This window comes from Aurantimonas sp. Leaf443, assembly GCF_001425575.1.
Classification (GTDB): Bacteria; Pseudomonadota; Alphaproteobacteria; order Rhizobiales; family Rhizobiaceae; genus Leaf443.
The window spans coordinates 111,182-127,365 of sequence record NZ_LMRD01000009.1 but is presented as its reverse complement, the minus strand read 5'-3'; the positions used below and the strand labels follow the sequence as shown (position 1 = coordinate 127,365).

General features: G+C 69.6%; 15 protein-coding genes. 6 read left to right on the top strand and 9 right to left on the bottom strand.

Annotated elements, in window-relative coordinates:
• Window positions 1-4: 4 nt before the first annotated feature.
• The 9 genes from ASG48_RS14095 to tpiA all read right to left on the bottom strand — a co-directional run bounded on the left by ASG48_RS14095 (window position 5) and on the right by tpiA (window position 9,568).
• The gene (locus tag ASG48_RS14095) at window positions 5-1,417 is read right to left on the bottom strand and encodes a pyruvate dehydrogenase complex E1 component subunit beta (protein WP_055851020.1); all 1,413 of its coding nucleotides are present in this window, start codon (window positions 1,415-1,417) and stop codon (window positions 5-7) included.
• A 14-nt stretch (window positions 1,418-1,431) separates the two neighbouring features.
• Window positions 1,432-2,514 (bottom strand): pyruvate dehydrogenase (acetyl-transferring) E1 component subunit alpha, encoded by a 1,083-nt coding sequence (gene pdhA, locus ASG48_RS14090; RefSeq protein ID WP_055851014.1) that lies wholly within the window; start codon window positions 2,512-2,514, stop codon window positions 1,432-1,434.
• A 241-nt stretch (window positions 2,515-2,755) separates the two neighbouring features.
• Window positions 2,756-3,064, bottom strand: a complete 309-nt coding sequence (locus ASG48_RS14085) for a septum formation initiator family protein (protein ID WP_055851012.1) — start codon at window positions 3,062-3,064, stop codon at window positions 2,756-2,758.
• Window positions 3,065-3,223: 159 nt separating this feature from the next.
• Entirely contained in the window at window positions 3,224-4,504 is a 1,281-nt protein-coding gene (eno, locus tag ASG48_RS14080) for a phosphopyruvate hydratase (RefSeq protein WP_055851008.1), read from the bottom strand.
• 86 nt (window positions 4,505-4,590) lie between these two features.
• Window positions 4,591-5,424: a 3-deoxy-8-phosphooctulonate synthase gene (kdsA, locus tag ASG48_RS14075; protein WP_055851004.1), complete on the bottom strand. Its 834-nt coding sequence runs from the start codon at window positions 5,422-5,424 to the stop codon at window positions 4,591-4,593.
• Window positions 5,421-6,236, bottom strand: coding sequence for a VOC family protein (locus ASG48_RS14070; RefSeq protein ID WP_055851001.1), 816 nt, complete (start codon window positions 6,234-6,236; stop codon window positions 5,421-5,423). The genes kdsA and ASG48_RS14070 overlap by 4 nt, the downstream gene beginning before the upstream one ends.
• A 46-nt stretch (window positions 6,237-6,282) precedes the next feature.
• Complete coding sequence (locus tag ASG48_RS14065) at window positions 6,283-7,911, bottom strand: CTP synthase (RefSeq protein ID WP_055850998.1); 1,629 nt, start codon at window positions 7,909-7,911, stop codon at window positions 6,283-6,285.
• 116 nt (window positions 7,912-8,027) lie between these two features.
• Window positions 8,028-8,684 carry a preprotein translocase subunit SecG gene (gene secG, locus ASG48_RS14060; protein WP_055851360.1) on the bottom strand — a complete coding sequence of 219 codons (657 nt, stop codon included), beginning with the start codon at window positions 8,682-8,684 and terminating at the stop codon, window positions 8,028-8,030.
• A gap of 125 nt (window positions 8,685-8,809) precedes the next feature.
• The gene (tpiA, locus tag ASG48_RS14055; protein WP_055851357.1) at window positions 8,810-9,568 is read right to left on the bottom strand and encodes a triose-phosphate isomerase; all 759 of its coding nucleotides are present in this window, start codon (window positions 9,566-9,568) and stop codon (window positions 8,810-8,812) included.
• 209 nt (window positions 9,569-9,777) lie between these two features.
• Here tpiA and ASG48_RS14050 point away from each other — a divergent pair, with 209 nt between their 5' ends.
• The 6 genes from ASG48_RS14050 to lexA all read left to right on the top strand — a co-directional run bounded on the left by ASG48_RS14050 (window position 9,778) and on the right by lexA (window position 16,013).
• The gene (locus ASG48_RS14050) at window positions 9,778-11,667 is read left to right on the top strand and encodes a peptidylprolyl isomerase (RefSeq protein ID WP_055850995.1); all 1,890 of its coding nucleotides are present in this window, start codon (window positions 9,778-9,780) and stop codon (window positions 11,665-11,667) included.
• Window positions 11,664-12,695, top strand: coding sequence for an anthranilate phosphoribosyltransferase (gene trpD, locus ASG48_RS14045; protein ID WP_055850992.1), 1,032 nt, complete (start codon window positions 11,664-11,666; stop codon window positions 12,693-12,695). Before ASG48_RS14050 ends, trpD begins: the two co-directional genes overlap by 4 nt.
• Window positions 12,692-13,504, top strand: coding sequence for an indole-3-glycerol phosphate synthase TrpC (gene trpC / locus ASG48_RS14040; RefSeq protein WP_055850989.1), 813 nt, complete (start codon window positions 12,692-12,694; stop codon window positions 13,502-13,504). The genes trpD and trpC overlap by 4 nt, the downstream gene beginning before the upstream one ends.
• Window positions 13,501-13,992, top strand: coding sequence for a cyclic pyranopterin monophosphate synthase MoaC (moaC, locus tag ASG48_RS14035; protein ID WP_055850987.1), 492 nt, complete (start codon window positions 13,501-13,503; stop codon window positions 13,990-13,992). The genes trpC and moaC overlap by 4 nt, the downstream gene beginning before the upstream one ends.
• Window positions 13,989-15,200 carry a gephyrin-like molybdotransferase Glp gene (gene glp / locus ASG48_RS14030; RefSeq protein WP_055850985.1) on the top strand — a complete coding sequence of 404 codons (1,212 nt, stop codon included), beginning with the start codon at window positions 13,989-13,991 and terminating at the stop codon, window positions 15,198-15,200. Before moaC ends, glp begins: the two co-directional genes overlap by 4 nt.
• Window positions 15,201-15,278: 78 nt before the next feature.
• Window positions 15,279-16,013: a transcriptional repressor LexA gene (lexA, locus tag ASG48_RS14025; protein ID WP_055850982.1), complete on the top strand. Its 735-nt coding sequence runs from the start codon at window positions 15,279-15,281 to the stop codon at window positions 16,011-16,013.
• Window positions 16,014-16,184 lie beyond the last annotated feature (171 nt).

The following is a 16,184-nucleotide window of genomic DNA, read 5'->3' as shown; positions in this document are numbered from 1 at the left end:
GATCTCAGCTCCGGTAGCAGACGGCTTTGACCGCATCGATGACCTCCTTGACGGAGGGCAGCGCCAGCTTCTCGAGATTGGCGGCGTAAGGCATCGGCACGTCCTTGCCGCAGACCTTGAGCACCGGCGCGTCGAGATGATCGAAGGCGCGGACCATGAGCTCGGACGCGATATGCGAGCCGATCGAGCTCTGCGGCCAGCCTTCCTCGACCGTCACGCAGCGGTTGGTCTTCTTGACCGACTTCACCACCGTCTCGATGTCGAGCGGGCGGATGGTGCGCAGATCGATGATCTCGGCCTCGATCCCGTCCTTCGCCAGTTCCTCCGCCGCCTTGATGGCGTAGGTCATGCCGATGGAGAAGGAGACGATGGTGACGTCCTTGCCCTTGCGATGGACGCGCGCCTTGCCGATCGGCACCGTCCAGTCGTCGAGCTTGGGCACCTCGAACGAATGACCGTAGAGAATCTCGTTCTCGAGGAAGACGACCGGGTTCGGATCGCGGATCGCCGATTTCAGGAGGCCCTTGGCGTCGGCGGCCGTGAAGGGCTGCACGACCTTGAGGCCGGGAATGTGGCCGTACCAGGCGGCATAGTCCTGGCTGTGCTGGGCGCCGACACGCGCGGCCGCGCCGTTGGGGCCGCGGAACACGATCGGGCAGCCCATCTGGCCGCCGGCCATGTAGAGCGTCTTGGCGGCCGAGTTGATGATCTGGTCGATCGCCTGCATGGCGAAGTTGAACGTCATGAACTCGACGATCGGCTTCAGGCCGGCGAAGGCGGCCCCGACGCCGAGACCGGCAAAACCGTGCTCGGTGATCGGCGTGTCGACGACGCGGCGGGGACCGAACTCGTCGAGCAGACCTTGCGTGATCTTGTAGGCGCCCTGGTACTCGGCGACCTCCTCGCCCATCACGAAGACGGCTTCGTCGCGGCGCAGCTCTTCCGCCATCGCGTCGCGCAGCGCCTCGCGCACGGTCTGCGTGACCATCTCGGTGCCTTCGGGCACGTCCGGCGTCTCGCCGTCAGCATCCTCGACGTCGGGATGGCTCATGCCCTGCGGCGCCTTCGCCTGTGCCGGCACCGGCGTGGGCCCGGCCTCGGAGGCCGGCTCGCCGCCGTTCGCCTGGGGCTTCGCGTCCTGCCTGGGCGCGGACACAGCGTCGTCGGCGCTCTCGCCGTCGGCGATCAGGATCGCGATCGGCGTGTTGACCTTCACGCCCTCGGTCCCGGCGGCCACGAGGATCTTGCCGATCTTGCCCTCGTCGATCGCCTCGACTTCCATCGTGGCCTTATCGGTCTCGATCTCCGCGATCACGTCGCCGGGGGCGACGGCGTCGCCCTCCTGCTTCACCCATTTCGAAAGCGTGCCCTCCTCCATCGTGGGAGACAGGGCGGGCATCAGAATCTCGGTCGCCATCTCGTGCTCGTTCCTTACTCTGCCGCCTGCGGGACATCGTCCGCATAGATGTCGGTCCAGAGTTCGGACGCATCGGGCTCGGGATCGTTCTGGGCGAAGTCGGCGGAGTCGGCGACGATCTCGCGCACGGCCTTGTCGAATTCCTTCAGATCGTCCTCGGACATCTGATGGTCTTCCAGGAGACGGCGCTTCACCTGCTCGATCGGATCGGACTCCGAGCGCATCTTCTGCACTTCGTCGCGCGAGCGGTACTTGGCCGGATCGGACATGGAATGGCCGCGGTAGCGGTAGGTCATCATCTCCAGGATGATCGGCCCGTCGCCCTTGCGGCAATGCTCGACGGCGAGATCGCCGGCAGCCTTCACCGCGCGCACGTCCATGCCGTCCACCTGGATGCCCGGAATCTTGAAGGAAATGCCGCGATGGGCGAAGTTCGTCTCGGCGGAGGCGCGGTTGACGGACGTGCCCATGGCGTAGCGGTTGTTCTCGATGATGTAGATGACCGGCAGCTTCCACAGCGAGGCCATGTTGAAGCTCTCGTAGACCTGGCCCTGGTTCGCCGCGCCGTCACCGAAATAGGTCACGGCGACGTTGTCCGTGCCGTTGTACCGGTTGGCGAAGGCGAGGCCGGTGCCGATCGAGACCTGCGCCCCGACGATGCCGTGGCCGCCGTAGAACTTCTTCTCCTTGGAGAACATATGCATGGAGCCACCCTTGCCGCGCGAATAGCCGCTGCGGCGCCCGGTGAGCTCGGCCATCACGCCGCGCGCCTCCATCCCGGTGGCGAGCATGTGGCCGTGGTCGCGGTAGCCGGTGACGACCTGGTCGCCGTCCTTCAGCGCCATCTGCATGCCGACGACGACGGCTTCCTGGCCGATATAGAGGTGGCAGAAACCGCCGATGAAGCCCATGCCGTAGAGCTGGCCGGCCTTCTCCTCGAAGCGGCGGATCAGGAGCATGTCCTTGTAGGCGCGCACGTCCTCGTCCTTGGAGAAGGAGGCGGGCGCCGGAGGATCGAAATGCTCGAGGGTGCGGACGATGTCCGAAGTTGAGCCCGACGCCTTCGCGTCGGACGACTTCTGTGGCTTCGCGGCCATCTGCTGCCTCCCGGGATTGAACCGCTGGTGCACGGCCCTATTTTTGGAGGCGAGTATAAACGGGCCAAAACCGCATTCAAGCCGCCCCCGACAGTTTAACGCGATTTCGGTTTACTCAATCGATTTTATCTATTGAACCGAATTTCGGTTTACGCGCTTTCGACCCTGTCGGCCTGGGTCCCGGCCTGTTTTGTCCGGCGACCCTGCGTGCCCGTATCGTGGCACGCGCGCGGATGTCTCGCTAGCGGAGAATCACCACCTCGTCCGGCGCGCCCAGGTTGAGCGCGCGGCGCGTGCGTTCGTCGATCATGTCGCGCTCCAGCGAACCGTCGTGGAGAAGCTGCACGCGTTGCTCGAGCTTCTGGCGCTGGGTCGTGAGGCGTTCCTGCTCGGCCGAGCGCTCGGCCAGGGTGCGCGCGAGATCGTCCTTGGCCAGCGTTCCGTAGCGCCCGCCCTGAACCTGGACCGCGAAATAGGTCAGGAACACGCCGGTAATGGCGGGAACGATGAGAAATCCGAATCGGGATCGACGTTTCTGGATGGTGCGCATGGCGACTCCTGTCGCACCATCCTGACCAACGCACGTTAAGGGCGCGTAAACCGTGTCGGCGGCGTCACGTCCGCGCTCGGCTGGCGGCTGTAGAACGGCAAAAGGCCGGGCGGATCGTGCGATCCGCCCGGCCCCGTTCATCTCGCCACGTTGGTTCGGTCAGGCGCGACCGCGCAGGATGGAGCGGCCGGCATAGGCGGCCTGGTCGCCGAGCTCTTCCTCGATGCGCAGGAGCTGGTTGTACTTGGCGAGCCGGTCCGAACGGGCGAGCGAGCCGGTCTTGATCTGTCCGCAATTGGTGGCGACGGCGAGATCGGCGATCGTCGAATCCTCGGTCTCGCCGGAGCGGTGCGACATCACCGCCGTGTAGCCGGCGCGATGCGCCACGCTGACGGCGTCGAGCGTCTCGGAGAGGGAGCCGATCTGGTTGACCTTGACGAGGATCGAGTTCGCGACCTTCTTCTCGATACCCTCGCGCAGGCGCACCGAGTTGGTGACGAAGAGGTCGTCGCCGACGAGCTGGCAGGTGGCGCCGATGCCGTCCGTGAGCGCCTTCCAGCCGGCCCAGTCGTCCTCGGCCATGCCGTCCTCGATCGAGATGATCGGATAGGCGCCGGCCAGTTCGCCGAGATAGGCGGCCATGTCGTTGCCCGAGAGCTTGCGGCCCTCGCCTTCCAGATCGTAGATGCCGCCCTTGAAGAACTCGGTCGAGGCGCAGTCGAGCGCGAGATACATATCCTCGCCCGGCTTGTAGCCGGCCTTCTCGATCGCCTTCATCACGAAGTCGAGCCCTTCGCGGGCCGAGCCGAGATTGGGCGCGAAGCCGCCCTCGTCGCCGACATTGGTGTTGTGGCCGGCATCCTTCAGCATCTTCTTGAGGCTGTGGAAGACCTCGGCCCCCATGCGCAGCGCGTCGGAGAAGCGCTCGGCGCCCACCGGCATGATCATGAATTCCTGGAAGTCGATCGGATTGTCGGCATGGGCGCCGCCGTTGATGATGTTCATCATCGGAACGGGCAGCAGATGCGCCGAGGCGCCGCCGACATAGCGGTAGAGCGGCAGGCCGCTGGCGTCGGCCGCGGCCTTGGCGACGGCGAGCGAGACGCCGAGAATGGCGTTGGCGCCGAGCCGGCTCTTGTTGGGCGTGCCGTCCAGATCGCGGAGCGTGCGGTCGATGCGCAGCTGGTCCTCGGCCTCGAGGCCCGCGAGTTCCTCGACGATCTCGGTGTTCACCGCCTCGACCGCCTTGCGCACGCCCTTGCCGAGATAGCGGGCATCGCCGTCGCGCAGTTCCACCGCCTCATGGGCGCCGGTCGAGGCGCCCGAGGGAACGGCGGCGCGGCCCATCGAGCCGTCTTCGAGGACGACGTCGACCTCGACGGTCGGGTTGCCGCGGCTGTCGAGAATCTCGCGGCCGATGATGTCGATGATCGCTGTCATGGTGCCCTTCCAGGTTTTAGAGCTGTCGCTGCGTCCATAGAGGATTGGCCGCCCGGCGTGAACCGGCGCGGCAGGCGGAAAGCGCCTCAGAACGACTTGGCGACGTCGTCGAGGGCCTTGAGCCGTTTCAGGAGGTCTCCCATGGCGTCGAGCGGCACCATGTTCGGCCCGTCGGAGGGCGCGTTGTCGGGATCTTCGTGCGTCTCGATGAAGAGGCCGGCGACGCCGACCGAGACGGCCGCGCGCGCCAGCGTCTCGACGAAGCGGCGCTCGCCGCCGGAGGAGCCGCCCTGCCCGCCCGGCTGCTGCACGGAATGGGTCGCGTCGAAGACGACGGGGGCGCCGGTCTCGGCCATGATCGGAAGCGCGCGGAAGTCGGAGACGAGCGTGTTGTAGCCGAAGGAGGCGCCGCGCTCGGTGAGGAGCACGTCGGCATTGCCGCTCTCGGTGACCTTGGCGAGCACGTTGCGCATGTCCCAGGGCGCCAGGAACTGGCCCTTCTTCACGTTCACCACCCGGCCCGTCCGGGCCGCGGCGATCAGGAGATCGGTCTGCCGGCAGAGGAAGGCCGGGATCTGCAGGATGTCGCAGACGGCGCCGACCTCGCGGCACTGCTCCTCGGTATGGACGTCGGTCAGGACGGGAAGGTCGAAGGTCCGGGCCACCTCCTCGAAGACGGGCAGCGCCTCGGCTAGGCCGATGCCGCGCTTGCCCGAAAGGCTCGTGCGGTTGGCCTTGTCGAAGCTCGCCTTGAAGACGTAGCCGATGCCCAGATCCGCCGTCAGCCGCTTCATCCGCTCGGCGATCATCATCGCGTGGTCTCGGCTCTCCATCTGGCAGGGGCCGGCGATCAGCGCGAAGGGCGCGGCATTGGAGAAGGCGACGCCGCGGGCGCGGACGGTGGCGTTGGGAGAGGTCACGTCGGCATGTCCTGAAAGGCGATGAGAAGGGAGGAGGAAAGCGCGGCCACGCGCAGGCGACCCCGGGCGCCGTCGAAGGCCTCGGCCGGCGATCCGTCCGGCTGCGATGGGTCGTGGACGGCAAAGATCAGGGCGCAGGCGGCAAACGTGCCGAACTCGGCGACGAACTGCGCGGGCGGCGCGGTCTCCAGCGTCGCGCCGGCCGGAGGCGCGTCCGTGCCGAGCACGGCGGCCAAGGCGCCGAAGAGGTCCGAACCCTGCCTCTGCGCGACGACGATGCGCTCGAGCCGCCGTGCGCCGTTCGCGTGGCGGATCAGCGCGGAACGGTCCGGGGCATCCTCGTGCAGCGGCTGGCAGAAGAAGAGCGCAGGGTCGGTCACGCCCTGCGCGAAGGCGAGGCGGAAGGACAGGTCCTTCCGGGCGCCGCCGGCAGCCTCGAAGCTGCGCGAGAACGCGACCAGTCTCGGATCGGCGCGATGCGCATCCGTCATGCGCCGCAGGTCGGACTCGGCGTCGTCGCTGGCGAGCGCCAGCGCCGAGAGGGCGGGAAGCGCCCTGGCACGCCGGACGGCCTCGTCGCGTTCGACGAAGGGATTGATCCCGAGCGCCGCGCGATAGGCGTCGGCATCCGCGATGGCCAGAGGCTCCAGATAGGGGCCGCTCTCGAGGAACACGCAGGCATTGCCGGTGCCGAACGGATGCTGCGCGTCCGGCGCGACGAGGAAGCCGAGAGACGACAGGACCTCCCGCGCGGAGCGGAGATCCGCGAAGGGAAGCACCAGATGGTCGAGCGCGCGCGGCGGGGTCGTCATGGGCCCGGTTTGGAACGGGGCGTGCGATTTCGCAAGCCCGGCCCCATCAGACGAGGCGCGAACGCTCCATCGCGGCGGCGATGAAGCTTGCGAAGAGCGGATGCGGCTCGAAGGGCCGGCTCTTCAGCTCCGGGTGATACTGCACGCCGATGAACCAGGGATGGTCGGCGAGTTCCACCGTCTCCGGCAGGAGACCGTCCGGCGACATGCCGGCGAAGTCCATGCCGGCGCTCTCCAGGGCCTCGCGATAGGCGCGGTTCACCTCGTAGCGGTGGCGATGGCGCTCCTCGATCTCGGAACTGCCGTAGATCGCGGCGATCTTCGACTGGGGCTTGAGCGTCGCCTTGTAGGCGCCGAGCCGCATCGTGCCGCCGAGATCGCCGGCGGCGGCGCGCGTCTCCAGCTCGTTGCCCTTCAGCCATTCCGTCATCAGGCCGACGACCGGCTCCTGCGTCGGACCGAACTCGGACGAACTCGCCGCCTCGATGCCGGCCAGAGAGCGGGCCGCCTCGATGACGGCCATCTGCATGCCGAAGCAGATGCCGAAATACGGCACCTTGCGCTCGCGCGCGAAGCGCGCGGCGTGGATCTTGCCCTCCGAGCCGCGTTCGCCGAAACCGCCGGGCACGAGAATGCCGTCGACGCGCTCGAGATAGGGCGCCGGATCCTCCTCCTCGAAGATCTCGGACGCGATCCAGTCGAGCTTCACGCGCACGCGGTTGGCGATGCCGCCGTGCTGCAGCGCCTCGATCAGCGATTTGTAGGCGTCCTTCAGGCCCGTATACTTGCCCACGATCGCGATCGTGACCTCGCCTTCGGGATTGCGGATCGAATCGACCACCTGCTGCCAGCGCTGGAGCTTGGGCTTGGGCGCGGGATCGATGCCGAAGGCCGCCAGGACCTCGGTGTCGAGCCCTTCCTTGTGATAGGCGATCGGCACGTCGTAGATCGTGGCGACATCGAGCGCCTGGATGACGGCGGACTGGCGCACGTTGCAGAACAGGCTGAGCTTGCGCCGTTCCTCGACGGGGATCTCGCGATCGGCGCGCACGAGGAGGATGTCGGGCTGGATGCCGATGGCGCGCAGCTCGCGGACCGAGTGCTGCGTCGGCTTGGTCTTCAGCTCGCCCGCCGAGGGGATGTAGGGCATCAGCGTCAGGTGGATGTAGACGGCGCCGCCCCGCGGCAGGTCGTTGCCGAGCTGGCGGATGGCCTCCATGAACGGCATGGCCTCGATGTCGCCGACCGTGCCGCCGATCTCGCAGAGGACGAAGTCGTATTCCTCGTTGCCGTCGAGGACGAAGGCCTTGATCGCGTCGGTCACGTGCGGGATCACCTGCACGGTGGCGCCGAGATAGTCGCCGCGGCGCTCCTTGGCGATGATCTCCTGGTAGATCCGCCCCGTCGTGACATTGTCCATCCGGTTCGCGGAACGGCCGGTGAAGCGCTCGTAATGGCCGAGATCGAGATCCGTCTCCGCGCCGTCGTCGGTCACGAAGACCTCGCCGTGCTGCGTCGGGCTCATCGTGCCGGGATCGACGTTCAGATAGGGATCGAGCTTGCGAAGCCGCACGCGGTAGCCGCGGGCCTGCAGGAGAGCGCCCAGGGCGGAGGACGCGATGCCTTTTCCGAGGGATGAGACCACGCCGCCGGTGATGAAGATGTAACGCGCCATGGGGGTCCTCGATAGCTCGGGGGTCTCGATTCGGCCAGTGACATTTCCTGGCCGCAAAAGGAAGCGGGGCGCCGTTGAGCGCCCCGCTGGTCTCGCGCTGATGCCTCGGGCGGCGCTTACGGCTGGCCGGCGCCGGTCGGCGTGCCGGCGGCGGGCGCCGTCGTGTCTGCGGGCGCGGCGTCCGTCGCGGCCGGGTCGGCGGTGACCGGCGGCGCCTCGACGGGCGGCACGGTCGGCGCGTCGCTTGCGGCCGGCGACTGCGGCGCCGGGTTCGCCGGAATCTCGGCGGGCGGCGTGGTGGTGACGGCCGGCACCGTCGGCTCGCTCGCGCCGGTCGGCACGCCCGTCGTCGCGGGCGCGGCCGGCGCCGTCACGGGCGCGGCGTCGGTGGAACCGCCGCCGGCCGGAACGCCCTCGCCGGCCGGAACGCCGCCGCTCTCGCCGGGCAGGCCGCCCAGCTGGTCGAGCAGGCTGCCGCCGGCGCCCGTGCCGGTCGTCGAGCCTTCCGTCTGCGAGGCGGGCAGGCGATCGAAGATGTCGCCGGGCTGGCCGCCGTAGCGGGCGAGGAGGCCGAGCGCCAGCGAGGTGATGAAGAAGCCCGCCGCCAGGAAGCCGGTCGTGCGCGTCAGGACGTTCGCCGCGCCGCGCGCCGTCATCAGGCCGCCGCCTCCGCCGCCCATGCCGAGCGCGCCGCCTTCGGAGCGCTGCAGCAGCACGACCACGACGAGCGCCAGGACGATCATCAGGTGGATGACGATGAGAATGGTTTGCAGCATGGACGATACAACGCGGAAACGGCAAGGGGATTTGCGCGCCTTCTATAGAAGCTCGGCCCGCTTTCCAACCGCTTTCGCGTCGATGGCGGGCGAGCGGCCGGGCGGCCGGGCCCGCGAAGGCGTCAGCCGCGCGCCGGACAGGCGCGGGCGATGCCCAGAAAATCGGCCGCCTTGAGGCTCGCGCCTCCGACAAGCGCGCCGTCGACATTGTCGACGCCCAGAAGCTCGGCCGCGTTGGCGGGCTTCACCGAACCGCCATAAAGGAGACGGAACGAGGCGGCGGCGTCCATGCCGAACCGCTCGGCGAGGCGCCCGCGCAGGAAGTCGTGCACCTCCTTCACGTCGGCCGCGGTCGGCGTCTTGCCCGTGCCGATCGCCCAGACCGGCTCGTAGGCGACGACGGTGTCGGCCCCCGTGACATCGTCGGAAAGCGACCCGTCGATCTGCGCGCCGAGGACGTCGAGCGTCGTGCCGTCGACGCGCTCGGCCTCGGTCTCGCCGACGCAGACGATCGACACGAGGCCGGCGGCACGCGCGGCCTGCGCCTTGGCCCGCACCAGCGCGTCGCTCTCGCCATGGTCGGCGCGGCGTTCGGAATGGCCGACGATGACGTATCCGGCGCCGCAATCGGCGATCATCGCGGCGCTGACGTCGCCCGTATGCGCGCCGCTCTCCGCGCCATGGCAGTCCTGCGCGCCGACCGCGATGCGGCCGTCCGCAGCCTCGACCGCGGCCGCCAGGAGCGTCGCCGGCGGGCACAGCAGAAGGTCGAGCCTGGCCCCGAGACCGCCTGCGGCCTCGGCCACGGCCTTGAGTTCGGCGAGCGAGGCCCGCGTCCCGTTCATCTTCCAGTTGCCGGCGATCAGGGGCTTGGGGCGCATCGTCGCAAAGGTCTCCAACGGTCCATCGGTCCGCCACGGACCTAGCGGCGCCGCGCGGCGAAATCAATCGCTTGCCCAGCTTGCGCGCGAACGCCCCTGTCTCCTAGAAGAAGCACGCATTCGCCGCAGCCCCCAGCGGCGGCGACACTTTCATGCCTTCCCGGCCTGCCAGACGGCGGCACCGCCGGACGGCGGATCGGGAGACGGACATGCTCAACAAGCTCCGCGGCGCGACGTCGGGCTGGGTGGCGAAGGGCCTCCTGGGACTTCTCGGCATCAGCTTCGTCGTCTGGGGCATCGGCGACGCGCTGACCTCTCGCGGCACCGGCGACGTCATCACCGTCGGCTCTACCAAGGTGACGCCGCAGGACTATGCTCTGGCCTATCTCCAGGCCCAGTCGCGGCTCGGCCAGCAGCTGCAGCGGCGCCCGACGGCCGAAGAGATGGAGATGTTCGGCTACGACCAGGCGATCCTGAGCCAGCTCGTCTCCGGCGCGCTTCTCGACGAGGAGGCGCGCGATCTCGGTCTCGGCCTGTCGCAGGAGCGGCTCGCGCGCCTCATCGCCGACGATCCGACCTTCCACGACGCCAGCGGCACTTTCTCGCGAACGCTGTTCAGCCAGACGCTGGCCAATGCGCGCCTCAACGAGACGACCTTCATCCGCAACCGCGAGCAGGCCGCCAAGCGCACGCAGATCGTCGATACGATCGGGCAGAGCGCGGCCCTGCCGCAGGCCTTCCGGACGGCGCTCGGCCTCTATGCCGGCGAGCGCCGCACGGTGGACTTCGTGCGCGTGTCGGCCAGTGCCCTGCCCCCGGTCGCCGACCCGTCCGAGGATGTTCTGAAGGCCTATTTCGAGGGCAAGGCCAGCCGCTACGCCGCGCCCGAATATCGCAGCATCGACTATGTCGTCCTCTCTCCGGAAACGCTGAGCGATCCGAAGTCGATCGGCGAGGAGGAGATTGCCGCCGACTACCAGCGCAGTGCCGCACGCTTCACCACGCCGGAGCGCCGCCGCGTGCAGCAGATCGTGTTCGCCGACGCCGCCGCGGCGACGGCGGCCGATGCGAAGCTGAAGGCGGGCACGAGCTTCGAGGACGTCGCCCGCGAGGCGGGCCGCTCGCTCGCCGACACCGATCTCGGCCTCGTCGCGCGCAGCCAGATCCCCGACGCGAAGATCGCGGACGCCGCCTTCACCCTGCCGCCGAACGGCGTGTCGGGCGTCGTGGACGGCGCGTTCGGCCCGGTCATCCTGCGGATCGCCGAGATCCAGCCGGAGGCGGTGCGCCCGCTGTCGGAGGTGCGCGACGAGCTGCGCAACGAACTCGCGCTGGCAGCCGCCAGCGACGCGGCGGCGAGCGTCTTCACCGCCTTCGAGGACGCCCGTGCCGGCGGCGCGACGCTCGCCGACGCCGCGAACGCCAACGGTCTCGTCGTCAAGTCCGTCTCGGCGGTCGATCAGAAGGGACAGACGCCGGAAGGCCAGCCCGTGGCGGATCTGCCCGGCGCGCAGGAGGTGATCGAAGGCGCCTTCCAGGCCGAGCCGGGCTTCGACAACCCGGCCGTCAACATCGGCTCGAACGCCTATGTCTTCTACGACGTGACGAAGATCGACACGGCGCGCGAGCGCACGCTGGACGAGATCCGCCCGCGGGTCGTCGAGGACTGGAAGCGCGAGGAAGGCGAGCGCCTCCTGACCGCCCGCATGGGCGAGTTGGAGACGGCGGCCAGGTCCGGCCAGACGCTCGAGGCGCTCGCGGCCTCGATCGGCGCCACGAAGGAGACCGCCAATGCCGTGACGCGGCAGAGCGCCTCCGGCGACCTCGGCCAGGCGGCGGCCGCGACGGCCTTTGCGGGCGGCGTCGGCACGGTCTCGACGGCGGCCGGCCCGCAGCCGGGCGAGCGGCTCCTCATGAAGGTCGTCGACGTCATCGCGCCGGCCGATCCGATGGCGAGCGTGCCCGCCGATCAGGCGCGGGGCCTCGCCGACGCGCTGCGCGACGATCTTCTCGACGGCTATGTCGCGACGCTGCGGGCCGACGCCTCCGTCTCCGTCGACAGCGCCGCGCTCGAACAGGCCAAGGCGAACGTCCGGTGAGCCCGAGCCTCAAGCCCTTTCTCGCCAAGGTCGCCACCGGCGCCGCGCTCGACCGCGCCGAGACCGAGGACGCCTTCCGCGTGATGATGACCGGCGAGGCGACGCCGGCGCAGATCGGCGGCTTCCTCATGGCGCTGCGGGTGCGCGGCGAGAGCGTCGACGAGATGGCGGGCGCCGTCTCGGTGATGCGCGCCTCGATGCTGCGCGTGTCGGCACCGGCCGAAGCGGTGGACATCGTGGGCACCGGCGGCGACCATGCCGGCACCTACAACATCTCCACCTGTACCGCCTTCGTCGTCGCCGGCTGCGGCGTGCCGGTCGCCAAGCACGGCAACCGCGCCCTCTCGTCCCGCTCCGGCGCCGCCGACGTCCTGACGGCGCTCGGCATCGAGGTGGAACTGACGCCTTCCGAAATCTCGCGCTGCATCGGCGAGGCCGGCATCGGCTTCATGTTCGCCCCCTCCCACCACGCCGCCATGCGCTTCGTGGGGCCGAGCCGGGTGGAGCTGGGCACGCGCACCATCTTCAACCTTCTCGGGCCCATGGCCAACCCGGCGGGCGTGCAGCGCATCCTTCTCGGCGTGTTCGCGCCGCAATGGCTGGAGCCGCTGGCCGAGACGCTTCGCGCGCTCGGCACCGAGCGCGCCTTCGTCGTCCATGGCGAGGGTCTCGACGAGATGACGGTGACGGGACCGACCGAGATCGTCTCGCTGGCGCAGGGCACCATCGCGCGCTTGAGCGTGGCGCCGGAGGATGTCGGCCTCAGGCGCTGGCCGCTCGAGGCGCTGAAGGGTGGCGAGGCGGCCGAGAACGCTGTCGCGCTGCGCGAGGTTCTGGCCGGCGCGCGCAACGCCTATCGCGACATCGTCCTCTTGAATGCCGCCGGAACGCTGGCGATGGCCGGGCTCGTGCCGACGCTGGCCGAGGGCGTCGAACGCGCGGCGGCCTCGATCGACGGCGGCGCGGCCGCCGATGTGCTCGCCCGCCTCCAGGCCCTTTCGGGGCGGATCGTGAAGGAGCGCGCGTGAGCGACATTCTGAAGAGCATCGAGACCTACAAGCGCGAGGAGATCGCCGCGGCCAAGGCCGGCGTTCCGCTCTCCGCGCTGGAAGGCGCGATCGCCGCGGGCGAGCCGCCGCGCGGCTTCGCCGCCGCCATCCGCCGCCGGATCGAAGCCGGAGGGTTCGCGCTGATCGCCGAGGTGAAGAAGGCGAGCCCGTCCAAGGGCCTCATCCGCGAGGACTTCGATCCGCCGGCGCTTGCCGCCGCCTATGAGCGCGGCGGGGCGACCTGCCTCTCCGTCCTCACCGACACGCCCTCCTTCCAGGGCGAACCGGGCTTCCTGATCGCCGCCAGGGCCGCGACATCGCTGCCGGCCCTGCGCAAGGACTTCCTCTTCGATCCCTACCAGGTGGCGGAGGCGCGGGCCTGGGGCGGCGACGCCATCCTGATCATCATGGCGAGCGTCGACGACGCGCTCGCGGCCGAACTCGAGGATGCGGCCTTGCGCTACGGGATGGACGTTCTCGTCGAGGTGCACGACGAGGCGGAGACCGAGCGTGCCCTGCGGTTGAAGACGCCGCTGATCGGCATCAACAACCGCAACCTGCGCACCTTCGAGACGAGCCTTTCGACCGCCGAGCGCCTCGCCGCTCTCGTGCCGCAGGACCGCATCCTCGTCGGCGAAAGCGGCATCTTCACCCATGCCGACTGCCTTCGCCTTGCCGACCGCGGCATTTCCACCTTCCTCGTCGGCGAGAGCCTGATGCGGCAGGAGGATGTGGAGTCCGCCACGCGCGTCCTCCTCGGAGCCCCGCGACCGGATCTGCCGGCATGAGCGACTCCCGCGAAACCCGCCTCACCCATCTCGACGCGACCGGCGCGGCCTCGATGGTCGACGTCGGCGACAAGGACGAGACCCGGCGCATCGCCACGGCCGAAGGGCTGGTGATGATGGCCGCGGAAACGCTGTCCCTGATCTCGTCCGGCAGCGCGAAGAAGGGCGACGTCGTCGCCGTCGCGCGCATCGCCGGCATCATGGCCGCCAAGCGCACGCACGAGCTGATTCCGCTCTGCCATCCGCTTCTCCTCGACAAGATCGGCGTCGAGATCGAGGCCGAGCCCGCCCTGCCCGGCCTGCGCGTGACGGCGACGGCCCGCGTTTCGGGCCGCACGGGCGTGGAGATGGAGGCGCTCACCGCCGTCTCCGTCGCGTGCCTGACGATCTACGACATGGCCAAGGCGGTCGACCGTTCCATGACGATCACCGGCATCCGCCTCCTGGAAAAATCCGGCGGGCGCTCGGGCGACTGGTCGGTCCGATGAGCCTGATGCCGGTCGAGGAGGCGTATCGGCGCCTCGTCTCGGGCGCCGCGCCGCTGCCGCGCGTCGAGACGGCGCCGCTGCGCGAGGCCTTCGGCCGCGTGCTTCGGGGCGATCTCCACGCGCGGCGCACGCAGCCGGCCTTCGACGCCTCGGCGATGGACGGTTACGCCGTGCGCAGCGCCGATCTCGGCCCCGACGCCGCGCCGCTCCGGCTGATCGGCGAATCGGTGGCGGGCGCGGCCTTCGCGGGCGCGCTCGCGCCCGGCGAGACCGTGCGCATCTTCACCGGCGCCCCGGTGCCGGACGGCGCGGACGCGATCCTCATCCAGGAAAATGCCGAGCGCCTCGACGGGGATCTCGTGCGCGCGCTGGAGCCTGTCTCCGCCGGGCGCCACATCCGACCGGCGGGCGTCGATTTCCGGGAGGGCGATCGTCTCGTGGAAAGCGGGACGGTGATGGGCCCCGGCCCCATCGCGCTGGCCGCCAGCGGCGGGCATCCGTCCCTCTCCATCCTCGCGCGACCGCGCGTCGCGATCCTGGCGACGGGAGACGAGCTCGTCCTGCCCGGCGAACCGCTCGGGCCCTCGCAGATCGTCGCCTCCAACACGTTCGGCGTCGCCGCCCTCGTGGAGGCCCATGGCGGTCGGGCGCTCGATTACGGCATCGCGCGCGACGAGCGCGACGAGATCGGCGCGCGGGTCGATCGCGCGCTGGCCGAGGAGGTCGACATCCTCGTCACGATCGGCGGCGCCTCCGTCGGCGACCGGGATCTCGTCGCGGCGGTCTTCGCCGAGAAATGCGTCGCGCTCGACTTCTGGAAAGTGGCGATGCGGCCGGGCAAGCCGCTGATGGCCGGCAGTCTCGGCGCCATGCGGCTCGTCGGCCTGCCGGGCAATCCGGCCTCCAGCATGGTCGCCGCGACGCTCTTCCTCGGGCCCCTCGTGCGCCGGCTCGCCGGCCTGCCGGAACGGCCCTTCGCGCTGGAGGGCGTCCTCGGCGCCGATATGCCGGCCAACGACATGCGCGCCGACTTCATCCGCGCCCGCCTGTCGCGCGAGGCGGGCCGCGCGCCGCGCGTGACGCCGCTCGACCGGCAGGATTCCTCGCTGCTCTCGATCTATGCCCGGGCGGATGCGCTTCTCCTGCGCGAGCCCCATGCGCCGCCGGCGCCCGCCGGAAGCCCCTGCCGCTACGTCGTCCTCGACTGAGACGACGCCTCGCTTGCGGAACACAAACGGAACAGATACTCATGTTCAGGTTTTGTTTTTCGAATCGGAGGCGCCTCGATGCTGACGCGCAAGCAGCACGACCTTCTGACCTATATCAGCGCCCGGCTCACCGAGACGGGGGTGCCGCCGTCCTTCGACGAGATGAAGGACGCGCTCGATCTCAAGAGCAAATCCGGCATTCACCGCCTCATCACGGCGCTCGAGGAACGCGGCTTCATTCGCCGGCTTCCCAACCGCGCCCGCGCGCTTGAAATCCTGAAACTGCCCGAATCGGCGGCAGGGCCCCGCGCGGCCCCGAAGGAGCGGGTCGGGTTCACGCCGAGCGTCATCGAGGGCAGTCGCGGCATGGCGCGGGAGACGGCCGAGAGCGGCTCCAGGCTCGGCCGCACGCCGGCCGTCGCGCCCGCCGGTGGCTTCAGCATTCCCGTCATGGGCCGCATCGCCGCCGGCGTGCCCATCGCCGCGATCCAGAACAACACCCATTCCATCGCCGTGCCGCCGGAGATGATCGGAACCGGCGAGCACTTCGCGCTGGAGGTGAAGGGCGATTCGATGGTCGAGGCCGGCATTCTCGACGGCGACACCGTGGTGATCCGCAAGACCGAGACGGCCATTCCCGGCGAGATCGTTGTGGCCCTGGTGGACGAGGAGGAAGCGACGCTCAAGCGCTTCCGACGCCGCGGCGACACGATCGCGCTGGAGGCGGCCAACCCGGCCTACGAGACGCGGATCTTCGGCGCGGATCGGGTGAAGGTCCAGGGCAAGCTCGTCGGGCTGATCCGCCGGTACTGAGCGGACGGCCGTCGGCTGCCTTCGTCGCTGTAAGGAGCGCGTCGGCCTAGGGCGGCGCGGCGGGTGGTCGGCTTTCTTCCGAATACCGCATCGGGCCTGACGGTGTCTGCTCGCGACCGTCGGCGGAGAGTTGGCGGGCATGATCTCGAGTGTCGGTTGGATCGACAGTCC

What these genes read in the sequence shown, in the direction of transcription:
- glp (WP_055850985.1), top strand. Translation starts at nt 13,989, where the DNA reads ATGAGCCTGATGCCGGTCGAGGAGGCGTATCGGCGCCTCGTCTCGGGC.
- eno (WP_055851008.1), bottom strand. Translation starts at nt 4,504, where the DNA reads ATGACAGCGATCATCGACATCATCGGCCGCGAGATTCTCGACAGCCGC.
- ASG48_RS14050 (WP_055850995.1), top strand. Translation starts at nt 9,778, where the DNA reads ATGCTCAACAAGCTCCGCGGCGCGACGTCGGGCTGGGTGGCGAAGGGC.
- ASG48_RS14065 (WP_055850998.1), bottom strand. Translation starts at nt 7,911, where the DNA reads ATGGCGCGTTACATCTTCATCACCGGCGGCGTGGTCTCATCCCTCGGA.
- pdhA (WP_055851014.1), bottom strand. Translation starts at nt 2,514, where the DNA reads ATGGCCGCGAAGCCACAGAAGTCGTCCGACGCGAAGGCGTCGGGCTCA.
- ASG48_RS14095 (WP_055851020.1), bottom strand. Translation starts at nt 1,417, where the DNA reads ATGGCGACCGAGATTCTGATGCCCGCCCTGTCTCCCACGATGGAGGAG.
- tpiA (WP_055851357.1), bottom strand. Translation starts at nt 9,568, where the DNA reads ATGCGCCCCAAGCCCCTGATCGCCGGCAACTGGAAGATGAACGGGACG.
- ASG48_RS14070 (WP_055851001.1), bottom strand. Translation starts at nt 6,236, where the DNA reads ATGACGACCCCGCCGCGCGCGCTCGACCATCTGGTGCTTCCCTTCGCG.
- lexA (WP_055850982.1), top strand. Translation starts at nt 15,279, where the DNA reads ATGCTGACGCGCAAGCAGCACGACCTTCTGACCTATATCAGCGCCCGG.
- ASG48_RS14085 (WP_055851012.1), bottom strand. Translation starts at nt 3,064, where the DNA reads ATGCGCACCATCCAGAAACGTCGATCCCGATTCGGATTTCTCATCGTT.
- moaC (WP_055850987.1), top strand. Translation starts at nt 13,501, where the DNA reads ATGAGCGACTCCCGCGAAACCCGCCTCACCCATCTCGACGCGACCGGC.